20 protein-coding genes are annotated in these 17,343 nt (G+C 72.6%); 16 read left to right on the top strand and 4 right to left on the bottom strand.

What is annotated here, in order from left to right:
- Nucleotides 1–49: 49 nt before the first annotated feature.
- The 16 genes from ACWCYY_RS35085 to ACWCYY_RS35160 all read left to right on the top strand — a co-directional run bounded on the left by ACWCYY_RS35085 (nucleotide 50) and on the right by ACWCYY_RS35160 (nucleotide 13,764).
- Nucleotides 50–1,249: an XRE family transcriptional regulator gene (locus tag ACWCYY_RS35085; protein ID WP_449798361.1), complete on the top strand. Its 1,200-nt coding sequence runs from the start codon at nucleotides 50–52 to the stop codon at nucleotides 1,247–1,249.
- Between the two features lie 1,146 nt (nucleotides 1,250–2,395).
- Nucleotides 2,396–4,213 (top strand): helix-turn-helix domain-containing protein, encoded by a 1,818-nt coding sequence (locus tag ACWCYY_RS35090; RefSeq protein WP_449798362.1) that lies wholly within the window; start codon nucleotides 2,396–2,398, stop codon nucleotides 4,211–4,213.
- Nucleotides 4,210–4,800, top strand: a complete 591-nt coding sequence (locus ACWCYY_RS35095) for a DciA family protein (protein ID WP_449798363.1) — start codon at nucleotides 4,210–4,212, stop codon at nucleotides 4,798–4,800. Before ACWCYY_RS35090 ends, ACWCYY_RS35095 begins: the two co-directional genes overlap by 4 nt.
- 119 nt (nucleotides 4,801–4,919) lie before the next feature.
- Entirely contained in the window at nucleotides 4,920–6,326 is a 1,407-nt protein-coding gene (gene dnaB, locus ACWCYY_RS35100; protein WP_449798364.1) for a replicative DNA helicase, read from the top strand.
- A 785-nt stretch (nucleotides 6,327–7,111) separates the two neighbouring features.
- Nucleotides 7,112–7,612: a hypothetical protein gene (locus tag ACWCYY_RS35105; protein WP_449798365.1), complete on the top strand. Its 501-nt coding sequence runs from the start codon at nucleotides 7,112–7,114 to the stop codon at nucleotides 7,610–7,612.
- A 36-nt stretch (nucleotides 7,613–7,648) separates the two neighbouring features.
- Nucleotides 7,649–8,134 (top strand): protein kilB, encoded by a 486-nt coding sequence (locus ACWCYY_RS35110; protein WP_449798366.1) that lies wholly within the window; start codon nucleotides 7,649–7,651, stop codon nucleotides 8,132–8,134.
- A 114-nt stretch (nucleotides 8,135–8,248) separates the two neighbouring features.
- Nucleotides 8,249–8,521, top strand: a complete 273-nt coding sequence (locus ACWCYY_RS35115) for a hypothetical protein (RefSeq protein ID WP_449798367.1) — start codon at nucleotides 8,249–8,251, stop codon at nucleotides 8,519–8,521.
- Nucleotides 8,518–8,973 carry a type II toxin-antitoxin system VapC family toxin gene (locus ACWCYY_RS35120; protein WP_449798368.1) on the top strand — a complete coding sequence of 152 codons (456 nt, stop codon included), beginning with the start codon at nucleotides 8,518–8,520 and terminating at the stop codon, nucleotides 8,971–8,973. Before ACWCYY_RS35115 ends, ACWCYY_RS35120 begins: the two co-directional genes overlap by 4 nt.
- An 85-nt stretch (nucleotides 8,974–9,058) precedes the next feature.
- Nucleotides 9,059–9,856: a hypothetical protein gene (locus ACWCYY_RS35125; RefSeq protein WP_449798369.1), complete on the top strand. Its 798-nt coding sequence runs from the start codon at nucleotides 9,059–9,061 to the stop codon at nucleotides 9,854–9,856.
- Nucleotides 9,857–9,969: 113 nt separating this feature from the next.
- The gene (locus tag ACWCYY_RS35130) at nucleotides 9,970–10,119 is read left to right on the top strand and encodes a hypothetical protein (protein ID WP_449798370.1); all 150 of its coding nucleotides are present in this window, start codon (nucleotides 9,970–9,972) and stop codon (nucleotides 10,117–10,119) included.
- Nucleotides 10,120–10,232: 113 nt separating this feature from the next.
- The gene (locus ACWCYY_RS35135; RefSeq protein ID WP_449798371.1) at nucleotides 10,233–10,997 is read left to right on the top strand and encodes a hypothetical protein; all 765 of its coding nucleotides are present in this window, start codon (nucleotides 10,233–10,235) and stop codon (nucleotides 10,995–10,997) included.
- Between the two features lie 73 nt (nucleotides 10,998–11,070).
- Nucleotides 11,071–11,829: a hypothetical protein gene (locus tag ACWCYY_RS35140; protein WP_449798372.1), complete on the top strand. Its 759-nt coding sequence runs from the start codon at nucleotides 11,071–11,073 to the stop codon at nucleotides 11,827–11,829.
- Nucleotides 11,830–12,042: 213 nt separating this feature from the next.
- Nucleotides 12,043–12,429 (top strand): hypothetical protein, encoded by a 387-nt coding sequence (locus ACWCYY_RS35145; RefSeq protein WP_449798373.1) that lies wholly within the window; start codon nucleotides 12,043–12,045, stop codon nucleotides 12,427–12,429.
- A gap of 167 nt (nucleotides 12,430–12,596) precedes the next feature.
- Entirely contained in the window at nucleotides 12,597–12,815 is a 219-nt protein-coding gene (locus tag ACWCYY_RS35150; protein ID WP_449798374.1) for a hypothetical protein, read from the top strand.
- 59 nt (nucleotides 12,816–12,874) lie between these two features.
- Nucleotides 12,875–13,138, top strand: a complete 264-nt coding sequence (locus tag ACWCYY_RS35155; protein WP_449798375.1) for a hypothetical protein — start codon at nucleotides 12,875–12,877, stop codon at nucleotides 13,136–13,138.
- Nucleotides 13,135–13,764: a GntR family transcriptional regulator gene (locus ACWCYY_RS35160; protein WP_449798376.1), complete on the top strand. Its 630-nt coding sequence runs from the start codon at nucleotides 13,135–13,137 to the stop codon at nucleotides 13,762–13,764. The genes ACWCYY_RS35155 and ACWCYY_RS35160 overlap by 4 nt, the downstream gene beginning before the upstream one ends.
- A 13-nt stretch (nucleotides 13,765–13,777) precedes the next feature.
- On the opposite strand, the gene ACWCYY_RS35165 is transcribed toward ACWCYY_RS35160, so the two are convergent.
- The 4 genes from ACWCYY_RS35165 to ACWCYY_RS35180 form a co-directional block, all read right to left on the bottom strand.
- A complete protein-coding gene (locus ACWCYY_RS35165) occupies nucleotides 13,778–14,554 on the bottom strand; it encodes a hypothetical protein (RefSeq protein ID WP_449798377.1) in 777 nt (258 codons plus the stop codon).
- A 304-nt stretch (nucleotides 14,555–14,858) separates the two neighbouring features.
- Entirely contained in the window at nucleotides 14,859–15,356 is a 498-nt protein-coding gene (locus ACWCYY_RS35170) for a hypothetical protein (RefSeq protein ID WP_449798378.1), read from the bottom strand.
- 456 nt (nucleotides 15,357–15,812) lie between these two features.
- Nucleotides 15,813–16,061 carry a hypothetical protein gene (locus ACWCYY_RS35175; protein WP_449798379.1) on the bottom strand — a complete coding sequence of 83 codons (249 nt, stop codon included), beginning with the start codon at nucleotides 16,059–16,061 and terminating at the stop codon, nucleotides 15,813–15,815.
- Between the two features lie 34 nt (nucleotides 16,062–16,095).
- The gene (locus ACWCYY_RS35180; RefSeq protein WP_449798380.1) at nucleotides 16,096–16,599 is read right to left on the bottom strand and encodes a hypothetical protein; all 504 of its coding nucleotides are present in this window, start codon (nucleotides 16,597–16,599) and stop codon (nucleotides 16,096–16,098) included.
- Between the last annotated feature and the right edge of the window lie 744 nt (nucleotides 16,600–17,343).

Here is a 17,343-nt window from a genome sequence, read left to right on the forward strand (position 1 = left end):
GTGGGAGGGATCTGCTATGGCTGACGACAGGCCCGCGTGGGCTCAACGCATGGTGGAGGAACGGGCCGCTCGGGGCTGGTCCCAGAGCGACGCGGTGCGCGCGATGATGGCCCGGCTCCCGATCGACCAGGTCGTCGTGGAGCAGGACCTCCTCCGGCAGTGGAAGAGGTGGGAGGCCGGGGAGACCCAGCCGACCAAGTACAAGGCGGAGATCGCCGCCACGTTCAGTACCACCACCGGCGCGTTCTTCCCAGAGCGCGGCCGGCGGGACGGCCGGGCCGAGATCATCCAGGTCAGCGGGATGGACACGGTGGACATCATCGCCCGACTCCGTGCCAGCGACGTCGACACCGCCACCTTGGACGCGCTGCGGATCACCGCCGACCGGTTGTGCTGCGAGTACGCCTACATGCCAGCGGACCAGTTGCTGGTCGAGGGGCGGGCGTGGCTGGCCCGGGTCGTCGGTCTCCAGCACCAGCGGGTGAACCTGGCCCAGCACCGCGAGCTGATCGCGCTCGCCGGGAAGCTGTCGCTGCTGGTGGGCTGTGTCGAGTACGACTCGGGTCGCCCCCGTGATGCGGAAGCGACCCGCCAGGCCGCCCTGATGCTCGGCGCCGAGGCCGGGGAGCTGAGCGTCCAGGGGTGGGCACACGAGATGAGGAGCTGGTTCGCGCTGACCCGGGGCGACTACCGCGGCGTCATCGCAGCCGCCGAGGCTGGCATCGCCATCGCACCGAACGAGAGCGTTGCCGCTCAGCTGTACGCGCAGAAGGCAAAGGCCTGGGCGCGACTCGGTGACCGGCAGCAGACCGAGGTCGCCCTCGACCAGGGCCGCCAGCTGCTGGAACGGCTGCCGTACCCCGAGGACATCGAGAACCACTTCGTCGTGGACCCGGCCAAGTACGACTTCTACCGGATGGACGCCTACCGCAAGGCGGGCGAGAACCGCCTCGCCGAGCAGCTGGCCTCCGAAGTGATCCGGGCCGGCACCGACTTCGACGGGACCGAGCGAGCACCGATGCGCATCGCGGAGGCCCGGGTCACCCTCGGGGTGGTGGCTGCCCGTGAGGGCGACCTCGACACCGCGTTGAGCTATGGGGAGCGAGCTCTGCAAGGAGACCGTCGGTCGCTTCCGTCGCTGGCGATGGTCAGCGCTGACCTCGGCCAGGTCCTCCAGACCCGCTACGCCCACGCGCCCGAGGCCGTGGAGTTCGTGGCGCACCTTCGTGAGCTGCGGAGTCCTCGCTGATGGGGGTGAACTTGTCCGGCCGTCAGATCGTTGGACCGTCGGATCGACACGGTGAAGATGTGGCTACGCTGCGAGTTGTCCACAGGGGTAGGGTGTCATCGTCAGTGATCCAAGAAGCACTTCGCCGCCCGGCCCCAAGGGACCGGACGGCGTTCAAGTGGACTAGCGCCCCCTGCCAGGGGCCTGTCCCGGTCAACCACGCGAAGGGTGGTGACGTGATGAAGGGTACCCGCAGCGGCGCCCCCACATGCGCACGGCACCCCGCCGTGGAGTTGACCGAACAGGTCCTCCGGCGGGGTGCCGTTGTTGATTTCGGGCGCACCTCTCCCCGAAGGGAGTTGGTGAGGTGATCTAGCCAACTGGGGCTCTGCCTATGGCAAGGCAGATGGCCCCGGCCGCTCCTGCATCTCGTGTTGGCGCACTTGATCAGGTACTGCGGCCATCAGTTCCGTAGACGGTTTGGCGGCCGGCTACGAGGGCTCTTCCGACGGCTTGGCAGCCGGCGTCCGAGCGACTTACAGGTTCTCGACGAACCGAGCACGACCCCCTCGAAAGAGGGGCGTACCACCGGCTCCGTGGCAGGAGCCGCCTTGCTGTTGCTGTACCGGCTCCCCCGAGGGGGTGCCGTGTCGTACCGACCCCCGGCGAAGGGGGCCGTTGCAGTACCCCCGCGAGGGGGCGTCCTACCGACCCCGTGAGGGGCCGTTGCCGTACCCGGCCTCCGAGAAGGCGGCCGGTGCCGTTCCTAGTTGAGAACAGGAGGGCTCTGTCATTTTGCAGCAGCCGCCCATGACGTTCCAGTCTCACGGTGTCCCCGTGGCGACCCCCGTCACCAGGGGTTTCAGCTCCAGTGGTGTCCCCGGAGAGGGGGGTGATCTCTCCTCCCCCCTGTCTGCCATGGGATTCGTCCCGGGACCGGATGGCGGACGGGTTGTCGGACCCGCCCTCGCCGACGCTGCAACTGTGACCCATATCACACGTTCGGGTGACGGTGTCGACCCTGTTGAAGAGGGCCTGTCGGGTGTAGTCCCGGCCGCGTCGATCGGTCTCGGCCAGTCCGCTGACACCTCCCCGACGTCCAGCGTGTGTGGCGGGCGTCACCTCGACCGCCGTCACACCCCGAGCTTCGCGGCGACCTCTAGTGGCATGACCCGGAATCCTCAGGCCGACGCGGCCGCTCTCGACAACCCCCTGTCCGCCTACCCGACCACCGCCCTCGTCCCCGGCCAGCGGTCCGGTCGGCCGGACGAGGCGGCTGTCCCTTCTCCGGGAGAGGCCGACGCGGCCGAGGCCAGGTTCGGCACCCGCTTCCCGGTGGCGTGGCTGGCCGCGTTCACCGGTGACCTGATTCGCTCGGTGACGGTGGTGGGTGACTACTGCCTGAGCAAGGCCGGGTACTGCTGGGCGTCGAACGCGACGATCGCGGAGCGGCTGGGCCTGCACGAGAAGTCTGTCGCGGAGATGCTGCGGGAGGCCGAGGGTGTCCTGGTGGAGTGCGAGCACCGGCCGGGTGGCACGGTCGCCCGCCGGGTCGAGCAGGCCGGCCGGGAGGTTCGCGCGGTGTGGATCCCCGCTGAGGTGCGGAACGCGCTGTCCGGGAACCTGTTCAAGATCTACTGCGCGTTGTCCTACCGGGAGCACCTTGAGACGACGACCTCGGGACGGCAGCTGGCCGCTCTGTGCGGTCTCGGGGCCGAGACCGCCCTCGCCGTCGCGGCGCAGCTGGTGGCGGAGGGCTGGGTCAGTCGGGAGAAGGACAGCGGCGGGGCGTACCGGTACACGGTCCACTCGGTGCCGGTGGCCGGGGTGGTGACGCAGGAGGCGTTGTTCGCGCAGCCGCAGCAGGTCCGCCGGCAGGTGTTGCCGGCAGGCGTTGAGGAGGAGCTGGAGGTGTCCGAGTGCCCGGGTCAGCTCGACCTGTTCACCCTGCTGGAGACGGCGCGGACCCCCCTGGTTTCGGCTCCCACCTCCCCCCTGGATCCGGCTCCCACCTCCCCCCTGGATCCGGCTCCACAAACAAGCTCTCTTGATCAAGCTCTTGTGAACAAGCCTGCTCCCGCCGTTGTCGGTTGCGGTTCCGGCGTAGCCGAGACGTCCGTAGCGCGTGACACGCGCGTGCGCGAGGAGTGCGCCTCGCCGGTGGCTGGCCGGGTCCCCGCCGTCGCCGTGCCGACCACCTCCGGGGCGGGCCGCATCGCGGCTTCGCCGGAACCGCGGAACACCCTCACCTCGACGACGGCCAAGCCCGCCAAGAACCCGGCGCCGACCCTGACGGTCAGCGCCGAGGTCCACCAGGTGCTGCGCCTGGTGCCCGATCTGGTGAGCCGGATGAACGCCTTCCAGCAGCGGGAGAGCGCCCGGGCGATCGGCCGGGCAATCCGCGACGTCGGCGGGGATGTCGACCGGGTCGCCCAGCGGCTGGAGCGCCGGTACGTCCTGGAGCGCGACGGGATCCGCGACCCGTACGCCTGGCTCGCCGACCCCAAGCGCAACCGGGGCCTGGTGCGGCGCGGCTGCAACCTGCCCACCTGCGAGTCCGGCCAGGACTGGGAGCTGGGCGGCGAGTGCCAGAGCTGCGCCTACCACGTCGAGGGCGCCCAGCACCGGTCCGCGGTCCGCCGCCGGGCCGCCCGGGAGCAGGCCCGCACCGAGTCCGGCACCACCCCGGTCGGCCAGGTCACCGCTGTCGGCCCCGCCGAGCAGTGCGGCCAGGTCGGGCAGCAGCGCCCGGCCTACTGCGACCGGCACGTGCGCACCGTCCTGCCGTGCGGCCTGTGCGCCGAACCGCCGGACGACCCCACCCCCGCCCAGGCCCCCCGGGCTCCCTGGCTGAGCACCGACGCCGACCTGCCCCCGGTCACCGTGCCGTCCTGGCTGAGCGCGGACTACTCCCAGGGCGTCGCCTTCCGCGAGGAGCGGGCCGCCCGCCGCCGCGAGCGCGAACTCGCCGGGAGCAGCCGATGACCACGACCACCGGCGCCGACCTGGCCCGCACCGCACTGCGGGCCGCCCGCCAAGCCGCCCGCGCCAACGGCAACACCCCTGCTCAACGCCCCCGGACCGTTCGGTCGGCGGTATCCCGGACTGCGCGCGAGCCGCAGCCGATCGCCGACGTGTTCCTCGCCCTGGTCGCCGCCCACGGCTGGACGCTCGGCGCCGCTGGCGGAGGCCTGCGCGACCGCTGGCCCGCCATCGTCGGACCCGACGCCGCCACCCACTGGCACCTCGCCGGCTACGACCCCGCCACCCGCCGCCTGCGCGTGATCGCCGACTCCCCCTCGTGGGCTGCCCAGCTCCGCCTCCAGCAACGCCAGATCCTCACCGTCCTCGACCAGCTCCGACCCGGCACCGTGACCACCATCGACATCCGCACCGGCCCCGCCCCCACCACCCAGCACGACCAGGACCCCGACGACCGGACCACCCGCCCCCACACCCAGCCAGCCCCACAGTCAGCCTTGCCCCCGCCCGTCTACCAGGAACTGCGCCGCCGGATGCGCGAGGACGCGGCCGCCCGCCAGGCCGAGACCGATGAAGGCCGGCGTTCGTAGCTGGTGAGTAGTCGCTCGTTCGTGCAAACCCCGGACAGTCCGCCGCAGTTGCGACAGGGTGTCGGCGAGAGCGCCACCCCCGACATCATCGGCCGGTCAGCGGCCAGGAGAGGACGACCGTGAGCGAGGAGACCGACCTCAGCGCCTTCGGCGAGGTGCCGCACGACCTGGCCGCCGAGAAGAAGCTGCTGGGCGCCATGATGCTCTCCAAGGACGCCGTCACGGACGTGGTGGAGATCCTTGACCCGGTCAGCTTCTACCGTCCCGCCCATGAGTTCATCTACGCCGCGGTCCTGGCCCTCTACGCCCAGGGCGAGCCCGTCGACCCCGTCACGGTCTCCGCGCACCTCGCCAAGCAGGACCTCCTCACCCGGGTCGGCGGCGAGGACTACGTGCACTCCCTCCACCACAAGGTCCGCACCACCACGGCCGCCGAAGCACTCGCCAGCCGGGTCGAGGACCTGGCGATGCGCCGTCGGCTGATCGAGGTCTCCGTGCGGATCGACCGGCTCGCCCGCACCGACGAACCGATCAGCGGACTCGTCGACGCCGTCCAGGCCGAGACGCTCGCCGTCACCACCGGCCGCGCCCGCAGCAGCGCCGACGCGAATCTGGTCAGCGACATCATGGAAGGCGCCCTCGACGTCATCGAGGGCTTCGGCTCCCACTACGGGACACCGAGCGGCATCTCCACCGGCCTGGTCGACCTCGACGCCCTGACCAACGGCCTGCACCCTGGGCAACTGGTCGTCATCGCCTCTCGCCCTTCCCTCGGCAAGAGCACCCTCGCCCTCCACCTGCTGCGCGCCTGCGCGATCCAGCAGGGCCTGCCCGCCGTCCTGTTCAGCCTCCAGATGGGCCGCAACGAGTTCGCGATGCGCCTGCTGGCCGCCGAGACCCGCGTCCCGCTGCACCAGATGCGGTCGGGCAACCTGACCGGCCGGGACTGGACCCGGGTCGCCGGCCGGATGCCCAACGTCACCTCCTCGCCGATGTACATCGACGACGCCCCCAACCTCACCCTGGACGAGATCCGCTCCAAGAGCCGCCGCCTGGTGACCCGCAACGGCGTCAAGCTGATCGTCCTCGACCACGTCCAGCTCCTCGACCAGGGCCGCCACAAGTACGGCACCCGCTACGAGGACATCAACCAGGCCAGCCGCCGCCTCAAGCTCCTCGCCCGCGAACTGGAAGTCCCGATCGTCGTCCTGTCCCAGCTCAACCGCGGCCCCGAACAACGCGACGACAAGCGCCCCCAGATCTACGACCTCCGCGACTCCGGCACCCTCGAGGACGACGCCGACCTGGTCGTCCTCCTGCACCGCGACGACGCCTACAACAAGAAGAGCAACCGGCCCGGCGAAGCCGACCTCATCGTCGCCAAGCACAGCACCGGCCCCTGCGCCACCATCACCGTCGCCTTCAACGCCACGCTCCCGGCCTTCGCCGAGATGCGGCACGACGGCACCGTCCCTCAGCAGCCGGCTCCCGACCACGCCGAGCACCTCGCAGACCCGGCACCGTGAACTGCTCCCGGCCCGACCACACAGCGACCCGATTCACCGCTCGCCCGCCGACCGCGACCAGTTCGAGCAGGACCTGGCCGCGGTCCTTGACGGGCCCGGCCGGGCCTCTCGCGCTCGAAGCGCGACGGGCCCGGCCATCAGCATGTCCACCAGCAAGACGAGCGGGACGGCATCAGCCCACGCGACGGCTCAGCACCAACGGACCGACACACGCCGCCAGCGCGGTCAGCACCGCGGCGAGCTGCTCCGCGCTCCAGCCACGTAATCCGGAGCACGCCAGAACAGCGGCCACCAGCGCGGCGACCACCGCCGTCTCGACGTCGCCCGGGCGCGGGCGCCGGGTGGCGGAGGACGGGGAAGGCAGGGCAGGAGACACAGTCAGATCCTTCGGTTGACGGGCTCCCACCGAATCAGCACGCCCCGGATCCGAACAGTGCATCCGTGATGCATAGATGTGGCATCCCTGCTGCATTTGCCGCTCTGAGCAGGGAACTTCTCCAGCGAGAAAGTCCCGGACTTTCTTACCGGACCCGAGCGACGACAGGCCCCCGACCGTCGACGGCGCGTACGGCGACCCATCCACGCCGGCGTTCGCGAGGGCCAGCGCCTGAGCCTGCCGGACCCGCCACGCACCCGGGCCAGTGGTGAAGCCCGCGTCGGTCGGGCCCGGCCGGGCGTGGCCGACCCCGCGGGGTGAAGGGCACGCCACCTCGCCCACCAGGGGTGTAATGGATTCCTTACGATCTGCCTTGACTTCCGGCAGGACGTAATGGAACCTTGACGGTATGACGACCCATCAGATCTACGACGGGCACGGCTACTCCTCCGTCTACGACGTCGACGACACCGACCCCGCGAGCCCGCACTGCCGCGGCCTCGTCGCGACGTGCACGTGCGGGTGGTCGAGCGACAAGACGCACCCCTACGCCACCACCGACGACCAGGGCGACACGGAGGAGGTCGACGCCCAGGCGGACTGGTGGGACAACCACATGCACGACCTGACCGACCAGGCCGTCCCGGCGGCGCTCGCCGAGCAGATCCGCTCGGTCGGCCGCCAGCTCGACAAGCTCATCGAGGACGACAAGCCGATGGCCGCGCTGGCCGCCATCCGGATCTCCGACGGCTACTTCGCCCGCCAGGCCCGCGACGCGGCCCTGCGCGCCAGCTACCTGGACCACTCCTGGGCCCAGATCGGCGAGGCCCTCGGCATCTCCAAGCAGGCCGCCTGGGAGCGCTACGGCAAGGCCCGCCGCGACCCGGCCGCCAAGACCACCAGCAACTGACAACCAGCACACCACCACCTGGAGGGGGAGCACAGCATGGGGATCGAGACGTGGCTGGGCATCGGCAGCAGCATCGTCGCCGTCGTCGGCACGCTGGCCGGCGCCGCGGTCGCGGGCCGGATGCAGAACCGCGCCGCCACCCAGGCCCGGACCGCCGACACCGCCCAGGCCCGCCGCGCCGAGGTGACCGGGGCCGTCACCGCCCTGGTGTCCGCGCTCGCCGACCACCGGCGCGCCCAGACCATCCGACTGAGGGCTCTGTTCCTGACCGGCAGCCCGCAGGAAGCTGACGTCCACACCGAGAACGTCCACACCACCCGCTCCGCGGTCACCACCCCGCACACCCTGCTGCGCATCGTCAGCCCCGACCTCGCGGGCGCCGCCCAGAACGCGGTCGACGCCACCTTCGCGCTGCGCACCGCCGCCGACCTGGACGACCTCGCCGTACGGCGCCGCCGGGCGCTGGACGAGTGCGACCGCCTGGTGGCCGCCGCCGGACAGCAGCTCGCCATCGCGGCCTGACCGCCCGGCCACACCGCGCCGCGGTTGCCACACCGAGCCGCTGACACCCCGTCAGCCGCTACCGTCATCCTGCGGGCCGTTGCCACGGCGGCCCGCCATACCCAGGAGGGTCTGATGAGTCCGCAGTCCGAACCCGCTCCCGACCCGGCCCAGGCGCAGCCGTCGATCACCGCGTCCGTGACGGTGTCCGGGGTGGAGGCGCAGATCCTGCGGGATCTGGCCGCGGTGCTCGGCCGCACCCCGGAGGAGCTGGCGATCGAGCACGCCGCCGGCGTCCTGCCGATCCCCACCGAGCCGCTGCCCCCGGTGGACTGGGCGCTGTTCGACGGCCCGCCCGACCTGGCCTCCCGCGCGGACGAGTGGCTGCACGAAGGCTTCGGCCGGTGACCGCTCGGTTCGGCGTCGCGGTCGCCGACACCTCTGTTCTGTTGGCCGCCTTCAACCGGAAAGATGATCTCCATCGGCAGGGCGCGGAGGCGCTGTCGGCGGCCCGGGTGCTGATCGTCTCCCCGATGGTGATGACCGAGCTCGACCACCTCCTGACCCGCCGGGCCGGCGAGGGCGAGGCCGTCAACGCCATCACCAGGTTGGGCGCGCTCGCCGGGCAGGGTGTCGTCGTCCTTCCGCCCGCCGACCGCCGCCTGTACGCCGACGCCGAAGCCCTGCTGCGCCGCTACCAGGGGCACGAGCTCGGCCTGGCCGACGCCGTCAACGCCGTCCTCGCCTGGCGGTTGGGTCACCCGGCGATCCTCTCCTTCGACCACCACTACCAAGATGTCCTCGCCCCCGCGAAGGGCGGCCCGAGGATCGACGTTCACCCGGGACCGCTCCACCGCTGACGCCCCACCCTCCCGCCTGTCAGGGCCGAACGGTAGCCTCGCCGTCACACCGAGCGACGGAGCGCGGTGCGGGGAGGGGAACGGCATGAACGAGACCGACCTGGCCGACGAGCAGGACACCGCACTCGACACCGACGCGGACGTCGCGGAGCCGCCGTTCACCTGGCACGCCACCCGCGTCGCCGCCTTCACCGTCCAGACCGACCTGGCCGACGCGGCGAAGGCCACTCCAGGCAGCGACGAGTGGAACGACGGCCTGCTCAACGCCTCGATGTACTACCGGATGCCCGCCCGCGCCGCCGAGGAGCTGCGCCGGATCGCTGACCTCGCCGACGGCCTCTCCCAGGGGCTGGAGAAGCTGGCCCGGGTGTCGGACGACGACGACTGGGTCAGCTTCGATCCGGCGGCCGTCGACCTGCCGGCCATGACCGCCGAGGTCCTGCAGTTCGGCCTCTTCGCCGACGCGATCCTCGTCGGCGCGGCCGACCAGCACCGCGAAGCGCTCTCCGAGCTGGCCAACCCGACGTTCGACAGCGCGTACGCCGCCTGGAACGCCGACAAGCACGACCTCGCCGAAACCCTCCTGGGCCACCTGCTCGTCCTGATCGGCACGAACCCCGGCGCCGGCCGCACCTACGTGCACCGCTGGCTGCTGCTGACCGAGTTCACCGCCCGGGCCATCGACGGCGACCTCGCCGCCGAGAACATCCTCAACGCGGTCGGCCTCGGCGCCGACCGCGTGCACCGCGCCAAGGCGCTCGGAGTGACCGACCCGGCCGACACCGCTCGGCGCAAGGCCATCGCCCAGGCCGAGTTCGACCAGGCCGCCCGTCGTTCCGAGTTCACCGCGTGGGCCAGCGCGGTCCTTGCCCGCACCAGCTGATCCGGTGAAAGAGCCGCCCGTACTTCAGCACCTGGATCCGAGTCGTTTGCCTTCTCCGGATTCCGCCCCATGACGCGCTGGGAACCGCGATCCTGGACGCAGGAGGGGGAGAGATGGACTTCGAGTTCGAGTGCTGGAACTGCGAGGCGAGCTGCTCGGTGTACGGCGAGCCGCTCGGATTCTTCAGCGTCCACAGCTACCGGCTGCCCTACGACTGGACGTGCTGGAACTGCGAGGCGGTCAACACGACCCCCGACGACTGAGCTCCCGCACCCGACGGGCCGTCAACATCCGTCCCCCGTACGGGAAACGACCGGCTTCGGTGTCGCCTGGTGGTGTTGAATGCGCCCAGGTCACCGAGGGCAAGGGGCAGCTGATGGGTCGCAGGAAGCCGGGCAAGCCGCGCAGGGAGCAGCGGGACGTCAGGTACTCGCTGCGGCAGTTGGAGCCGCCGGGCTACGAGCGGTGGTTGACTCCGGCGGTCGGCGTCGACCCCGACGCCCTGGCGGCCGACCCGACGGTCAGCGCGGAGGCGGTCGACCTGCTGCGGCGTCTGCTGCGGCTGCGGCCCGTGTACGGCAAGTCGATCCCGCAGCAGGCGATCGTCCTGGACCAGCTGGTCGACGTCGGCACCCTGCCGCTGCAGCGCCCGGACGGCGAGGTCATCGCGGTCCCGGTCGGGGAGCTCGCCGCCCGGATGGGCCGGGTGCCGGCCGGTGACGTGCGCGGCCACGTCCACGAACTGCACTCCTACGGCATGATCCTGGTCGGCGAGCACCAGGACCTGCCCGCTCCGGTGGTGCGGCTGGTCGTCGGCAAGCCCGCCAAGCCGGGCGAGCCGTGGCTGTTCGGCGGGGACATCGCCAGCGACCTCGTGCCGAAGGCATGCATCCCCGTCGACCCGGCCACCATGTCACCGGCCGAGTTCTCCGCCCTCGCCTACCTGCGCGCCCACCTGAGCGAGGGCACCACCGGCACGGTGGAGGAGTACGCCGGCTTCAACGGCGTCGGCACGGTGAAGCGCGCCCAGGAGCTGTTCGACGCCGTCGCCCACCTCGTCGACGTCCGTGGCTGCCCGTCCTGCCCCACCGCCCACCTGTGCACCCGCGACAAGAACGCCGACCGGCCGCCCCGGTCGTGACCACCGGGCCCGGCGACCGATCGCTTCACCGGTTCCGCTGACGAGACTTGGACACCTCGGTAGCCTCGGCGCCATGGACGATCACGACGCCCTCGAAGGAGCCGGCTACCTCGAGGAGCTCGCCGCGCTGGCGCTGGACTGGGCCGGCCGTGAACCGGGACCGGCCAGCGAGCACATCGTCCAGCTCGCCGAGGTGATCCAGAAGTTCACCGCCCGGGTCAGGGAAGACCGCGGACGCCAAGACCTCCTGGACGCCGTCGCCGAACTTCAGGACGCCGCCCAAGCAGCCGACCCGCAGGTGCGAGCCCGCCGACTGCGCGCGGCCGCCCAGTTCGTCACCACCGCAGAGCAGGCCGGCGCCGACCGGATCGACTCCCACCTGGCGGCGATCATCCAACCGAACGGCGACGTGCTCTTCGTCCGGCACTCGATGCTCATGTACGACACCGCCAGCGTCTCCCTGGTCACCGCGAAGATCTGCGGTGACATGAAGCTCGGCGACTCCTTCTCCCTCGCGCAGACCCCGATCGCCCGCAACGGCCTGTGCATCATGACCCGCGCCAACTCACCCGAGGAAGCCAACCTCTACGCCGAGCACATGCTCGACACCATCGCCGACCCGGACCTGCGCCCCAAGAAGCGCGGCCTCCGCGGCCCCGTCGCCTTCCTCTACTACCGCCGACCCGAGCCGGACACCGAGCCGGACTTCGCCCCCATCCCGTCCCGGCTGTTCAACCGGCTCGGCGACGCCCACCACGCCGCCGCTCTGGCCTTCCACCCGGCCGACGCAGAGCAGCCACCCGGCAGGCCCACGGAGTTCGCCGCCGGGTAGCCCGGGCGCCCCACCGCGACCGTTCTGGCCCGGCTGCGCGAGGAGATCCAGAGCCGGCCGTGACCCTCCCGGCGGTCCGGCCCCCCAGCCACGGCCAGGGAAGCGGGCAGGCCCGGGTGACCACCGCCCGGACTGGGCCGGCCGGTCCCCACCGGCCCTCCCGTCGGCGGGCCGACCGGCCACTCGTCAGCGCCGCCGACTACGATCCCGGGCGTGCCCGACACGATCACCCCCACCGAAACCCCCGCCACCAGCAGCGACACCGCTCCCGCACCCGAGGTGGTGCTGCACCCGGACTTCGTCGTCCCCGAGCTCGGCCCCTACGCCACCGCCGCCGAGAAGCGCGAGGCAATCAACGCCTGGTACGCGGCCATCGCCACCCAGGCCCGCGCCGCCTACCCCGACGAGGCCGACTGGCTCCGCCGCGCCTGCTACCCCGGACCGGTCCCCACCGTGCCACTCGACCAGTACGACGGCCCGCTGCGCCCCGACCACCTCACCGACCTCCTGGCCGAGCTCCAGCGCTCCCGCACCGCCACCGCTGCGCCGCAGCCCGACACCGACTCGGCGGACCAGACTGCGGACGAAGCCGCCGGCTGACACCCGCTCGGCACTTTGTGCGGCGCGAGGATGGGACAGACCTGGGACTGTCCCACCCCGTTTGCCCAGGTGGGAGCGTTTCGCAGGACCTGGGACAAGGCTGGGACAGCCCCCGCCGACCGGCCCCTGGTGCTGGTGGCCGCGCGGTGACTGCCACACTGAGGGCCATGACCCCGGACCGCCGCAACCTCTCGCTGCCCGCCTTCTCCGAGCCCGACACCGCCGCTCCCGTGCCCGCCCAGGCTGGTGGGCAGCGGCTGCTGCCGGTGGAGCAGGGCGCGGACTTCCGCGAGCCGCCCGCCGAGAGCGCCCCGGTGCCCGCGCCCGTGCGGCGTCCGCTCGCCGCCGGCGGCCTCACCTTCTCCGACCCCGACCGGCCGATCTGACCCGCCCCGGCTCCGCCGAAGCCCCTCGCGGCAGGCACCGGCCCCGCTACCGTCGGTGCATGACGATCCATCAGCAGCCGGCCCCCGCCGAGGCCACTGCCGCCTCCGCCCAGCCGGGATGCCCGCGCTGCACCGGACCCCTCGCCCAGTTCCCCGGCGACGTCGGCGCCGCCTCCCGCGTCACCCACGACCGCCGCATCAGCGTCTGCGGCGACTGCGCCACGGACGAAGCCGTCCGCGACGCGCGCGGCCAGGCCCCGATCCCGCCCACCGACTGGCCGCTGAAGGGCCACACCAACCGGACCTGGACCAGCCGAGGGTGACCACCAGCACCGACGACGACCCCGCCCTCGGCCTCGATCTGCCCGGCCCGAGGAAGGGCCGCGTCCCGCGCCTGGCCAACGCCCTGCGCGCCGAGATCGACCGGGGCCGCTGGAAGCCCGGCGAAGCCCTGCCGACCGGCAGCGAACTCGCCGCCGCCTACGGAGTGAGCACCGCCGCGGTCTCAGGCGCGATCGGCGTGCTGAAGGCCCAGAGGCTCCTCACCGGCCCGGCCGGCGGGCGCACCAAGGTCGCCGAGACCGGCCCGGACCAGCGTGAACTCGCCGAACACGCCCTCCAGCTGCACGCCACCCTCACCGCCGAGCAGCGGGCCGAGCTGATCGAGCTGCTCACCGACGGCCAGCCGACCGCGCTGGAGGCCGCCGAGGACCTGACCTGGTCGGCGGGCAGGCTGATCCGGGCCGTCACCGAGCACGGGGCCGGCGACCTCGACCCGCTGGCCGTCGAACTTCGCACAGCTGCCGAAGCACTGGCCACCGTCCTGAAGACCGCCGCCGGACGCGTCGGTGACGACCACCCGGGCGCGCTCTGGTGGCAGCGGGCCCACCAGGACGCCCAGAACCTGGCCACGGACCTCGCCAACACCCTCCCGCAGGCCAGCCGGTAGCCGTCCCCGGCGGCTACCAGCCGTCCATCGCCCGGACGTCGCCGGACATCGCGTAGCGGCGGCAGGCGAGCAGTTCGCCGGTGGTGATGCCGATGTCGCTGGCGAGACGGGCGAGACCGTTGTCCTCGGCCTGGAGGTCGGAGACGTAGGCCGGGACCACCTCGAGGGCGAGCTCGCCGAGTTCGCGCTGGCCCCTCCGTTGTTCGGCCACCGCGTCCCGGCCGGCACTCGCGTAGCGGCGCCAGGCCTCGGCGGTGATGCCGCCCGGTGCGGGGCCGGTCTCCAGCTCGGCGGGTGGGACGTCCGGGCGGGCCCTCACCTCCGCGATGGCCGCGGCGACCACCCCGCCGACCACCTCCGCCGCAAGAACGGCGCCGCCGGCGTCCTGGTGGACGTCGGCGAGGCGTTCGGCGATCAGGTCGGTCAGCTCGGCGGTGCGCCCCTTGAGGTCCACCACCGCGCGCACCGGCAGCACCAGGTCGGTGCTGTCCCACGCGTGGGACACCCCGAGCCCGTCGTGCACGGTCTCCTCGATCGCCTCGGCGACGGCCGCCAGGTCCAGCAGCCGGTACGCGGTCGAGCGCCCGATCCCGAACTCGGCGAGCGCGTACTCCGACCACGACCCGTAGTCCAAGACCGTCCACACCCGTGCCTGGTGGGCAGCGCGCACCCGGCGGGCCAGCACCAGAACCGCTGCCCGGACGTCCTCGATCGCGCTGCGCAGCTGCTCCGTCAGTTCCCGGGCCCGCACCTGGTCGACGGGACCGGCCTGCTCCTGGTGCTCGTTCATACCGGGATCGTTCCCCGTACGGGGCGGCCCGCACCGCCTGCCGGTCGCCGCAGGACCGGCTGTCCGAGCCCGTCCAGCGCTGTGTCTCAGGCGGTCCGGTTCAGGCTTTCGCTGGGACGGCCCTGGGACTGTCCCACCCCGTTTTCCCTGTTCACAGTGTTTCGCGGAGGTTGGGACAGGGGTGGGACAGCACGTCCTGGTCGGCTCGGCCGCCGCTGTCCGGCCGGGGCCGGCCACCGGTTCTGGTGCAAGCAGAGCGGTGGCCGGCCGGGGCCGGGCTGATCCTCGCACGACCCAGCGGCGGTCAGGCGCTGCCCGGGTTCTGGGCGTGGGTGAGGGCGTCGTCGATCGCCTCGCACAGCACCGGGAGTGCGGTGTCGAAGTCGCCGAGCACGGTGACGGGGGCGTCGGCGGCGACCGCGCCGACGGCGACCAGGGCGACGCGCTCGGCCGCGCTCAGGTGCTCGCGGGCGGCGGGCAGCACCACCATGTGCCGCACGCCCACGGTCAGCTCGTAGTGGGCCTGGGCGTCGATCTCGCCCTCCCCGGCCGGGTCGATGGTCGCCATCACCTCGGCCAGGGTGTCCGCCAGGCCGGCCAGCTCACCCCGGGCGTCCGGCCACCGGCCGCCGAGCGAGCGGATCCACTCCGCAGCCGCCGTCCCGGTCGCCGCGGCCTGCTCCAGCGCCGCCTGCTCCTCCTCGGTGAGGGCCTGGCCCTCCTCCGGCTCCGGGGCCGGCGGGGTCTGCTGCGGCTCGCCGTAGAGGGGCCACTCGGACAGCGGGGGAAGGTGCGTCGTCATGACCGGTGAACTCGTCCGGCGGCGGCCTGGTCACGGGCGGCCGGCCAGTGGGCTCGGACCTTTGCGGCGAACACCGTACGCCGCAAAGGGGTGGGTGCGGAGTGCGTGCGGCCCCGCACCGGCCTTTGCGGAACGCCCGCACACCCGGGTCCGCAGTCGGCGTCGCCGCAGGTCGGAGGCAGTGCGTTCGGGAACGCAGTCGGCCGGTTCAGGCCTGCGAGAGCGAAGTGGACGGTGAGCACCGGACCCGAGGCGGCGGTAGGGCGGACGAGGTGTTCGCGGCCGCTCGGAGGGCTGGGACGGGCTGTCCCAAGGGTGTCTCAGACCCTGTCCCAGCACCGTCCCAGCATGTCCGTTTTCGACCGTTTCGCTAGGACGTCCCACCCCTAAAAGCCCAGGTAGGAGTGTTTCGGGCCCAGCCTGGGACAGGGTTAGGACACTGGCCCGAGCGGTCGGCTACCGGCTCTGGGCGGCGGTGTCGATGGCGGCGAGCAGGTGGGCGTGGACGGCTTCGGCGGCGTCGCGGGTGGCCGGGTCCGGGTCCTCCAGCTGCGGGGCGATGAGGGCGGCGGCCGCGGCGAGAACCGGCACCGGCACGGTCGCCGAGCGCAGGTGCAGCAGCTGGGAGGCGGCCTGCTCGGCGGGGGTGGTCTGGGTACGGGTGGGGATCAGGGAGTGCAGGCCGCGCGGCTGGGTGCTGGTCACCGGCCCCATTCTTCCGCGTGCGGGCGGGTGCCGATCACCACGGCCGGCCTTCCGGCTCGGCGGCGGGCAGCACGCCGTGGTGGTGGCGGGCGATGGCCTCAAGCAGCGCGGCGCGGGCCTGCCGCCAGCGGACGTCCTCGGTCCGGCCGACGTCGGCCGCCCACCCGGGCAGCGGCCGCTCCTGCGCGGCCGCCGCCAGGTCGCGGCCGAGCACGCCGATCGCCTCCTGCCAGGCGGCGAGCGCTCGCAGCAGGGAGCGCACCAACTGGTCGACGGCGGCCGCCGGATCGGCGCCGAGCATCCGGGCCTCGCCGGCCGCCTCCGCGAGCAGGTCCTCGTCCAGGCCCTCGAAGTCCTCCCGCCACTCCTGGGTCCGTTCCTCGAAGGCGTGCAGCACCTCGCGCAGCACGGCATCGACGGCGGCCGCCGACCAGGGCGGCGGCCGGCGGGGAGCGCTCACGGTGTCGGCCAGCGCCCGGTCCGCCACCGGCCCGAGCGCCCGCCGCCCCGCCCGGCCACCTCGCCCGTTCGCAGTCATCGTCACACCGGTGCAACCGCCCCGCGGCCCGGCCGGTCACGGGAGCAGCGGGAGCAGCGGTGCAGCGGTGCAGCGGTGCAGCGGTGCAGCGGTGCAGCGGTCTCCTCGTGCTGCACCGCCCGGTGCAGCACCGGCTGTCGCAGTCGCACGGCTCCCGCTGCACCGGCCGTCGCAGTCGCACCCGGCCCGCTGCACCAGGCGGTGCAGCACCCGGCCGCCCGGAGTGCGACAGCACCTGGCGGCCCAGGCGGGACAAGCTGCAACGGCCGTTGCAGCGGTACCCGAACAGTTGGTGCAGCACGGTGCAGCACGGCTCCCCTTGCTGCACCGTGCAGCGAGTGCAGCACCGGGAGGTGCTGCACTCCGTGCAGCGGATGAGCGCTCATTGCGCAGCGCGCAGCACGGGGACAACCTCCTGCGCAGCGCTCATTGCGCAGCGCGCAGCGGGACAACCTGTGCGCAGGGCGGGACAACCTCCGGATGAGCGCTCATTGCGCGTGCGCAGGCCGGGGACAACGTCTGCGCAGGGCGGGACAACATGCGCTTGCGCAGGCGGTGGTGCGGGACAACATGGCGGGCGGGTGCGGGACAATATGGCGGTGAGCGGTACGGAAATCCGGCGGGCGGTACGGAAATCCGGCGGCCGTCAGGGCTCGACCCGGGGCGGGATACCGTACCGGTTCGGAATTCGGTTGCCGTGCCTGGCTACGATCAGCGGCATGGAAAACGGACCGGTCCGAAATG

The organism is Kitasatospora sp. NPDC001664 (assembly GCF_053596675.1).

Bases quoted from the DNA above. Each gene is read 5' to 3' on its own strand.
- ACWCYY_RS35085 (WP_449798361.1), top strand. From the start codon at position 50: ATGGTGGAGGAACGGGCCGCTCGGGGCTGGTCCCAGAGCGACGCGGTG.
- ACWCYY_RS35090 (WP_449798362.1), top strand. From the start codon at position 2,396: ATGACCCGGAATCCTCAGGCCGACGCGGCCGCTCTCGACAACCCCCTG.
- ACWCYY_RS35095 (WP_449798363.1), top strand. From the start codon at position 4,210: ATGACCACGACCACCGGCGCCGACCTGGCCCGCACCGCACTGCGGGCC.
- ACWCYY_RS35105 (WP_449798365.1), top strand. From the start codon at position 7,112: ATGACGACCCATCAGATCTACGACGGGCACGGCTACTCCTCCGTCTAC.
- ACWCYY_RS35110 (WP_449798366.1), top strand. From the start codon at position 7,649: ATGGGGATCGAGACGTGGCTGGGCATCGGCAGCAGCATCGTCGCCGTC.
- ACWCYY_RS35115 (WP_449798367.1), top strand. From the start codon at position 8,249: ATGAGTCCGCAGTCCGAACCCGCTCCCGACCCGGCCCAGGCGCAGCCG.
- ACWCYY_RS35125 (WP_449798369.1), top strand. From the start codon at position 9,059: ATGAACGAGACCGACCTGGCCGACGAGCAGGACACCGCACTCGACACC.
- ACWCYY_RS35130 (WP_449798370.1), top strand. From the start codon at position 9,970: ATGGACTTCGAGTTCGAGTGCTGGAACTGCGAGGCGAGCTGCTCGGTG.
- ACWCYY_RS35135 (WP_449798371.1), top strand. From the start codon at position 10,233: ATGGGTCGCAGGAAGCCGGGCAAGCCGCGCAGGGAGCAGCGGGACGTC.
- ACWCYY_RS35140 (WP_449798372.1), top strand. From the start codon at position 11,071: ATGGACGATCACGACGCCCTCGAAGGAGCCGGCTACCTCGAGGAGCTC.
- ACWCYY_RS35150 (WP_449798374.1), top strand. From the start codon at position 12,597: ATGACCCCGGACCGCCGCAACCTCTCGCTGCCCGCCTTCTCCGAGCCC.
- ACWCYY_RS35155 (WP_449798375.1), top strand. From the start codon at position 12,875: ATGACGATCCATCAGCAGCCGGCCCCCGCCGAGGCCACTGCCGCCTCC.
- ACWCYY_RS35165 (WP_449798377.1), bottom strand. From the start codon at position 14,554: ATGAACGAGCACCAGGAGCAGGCCGGTCCCGTCGACCAGGTGCGGGCC.
- ACWCYY_RS35170 (WP_449798378.1), bottom strand. From the start codon at position 15,356: ATGACGACGCACCTTCCCCCGCTGTCCGAGTGGCCCCTCTACGGCGAG.
- ACWCYY_RS35180 (WP_449798380.1), bottom strand. From the start codon at position 16,599: ATGACTGCGAACGGGCGAGGTGGCCGGGCGGGGCGGCGGGCGCTCGGG.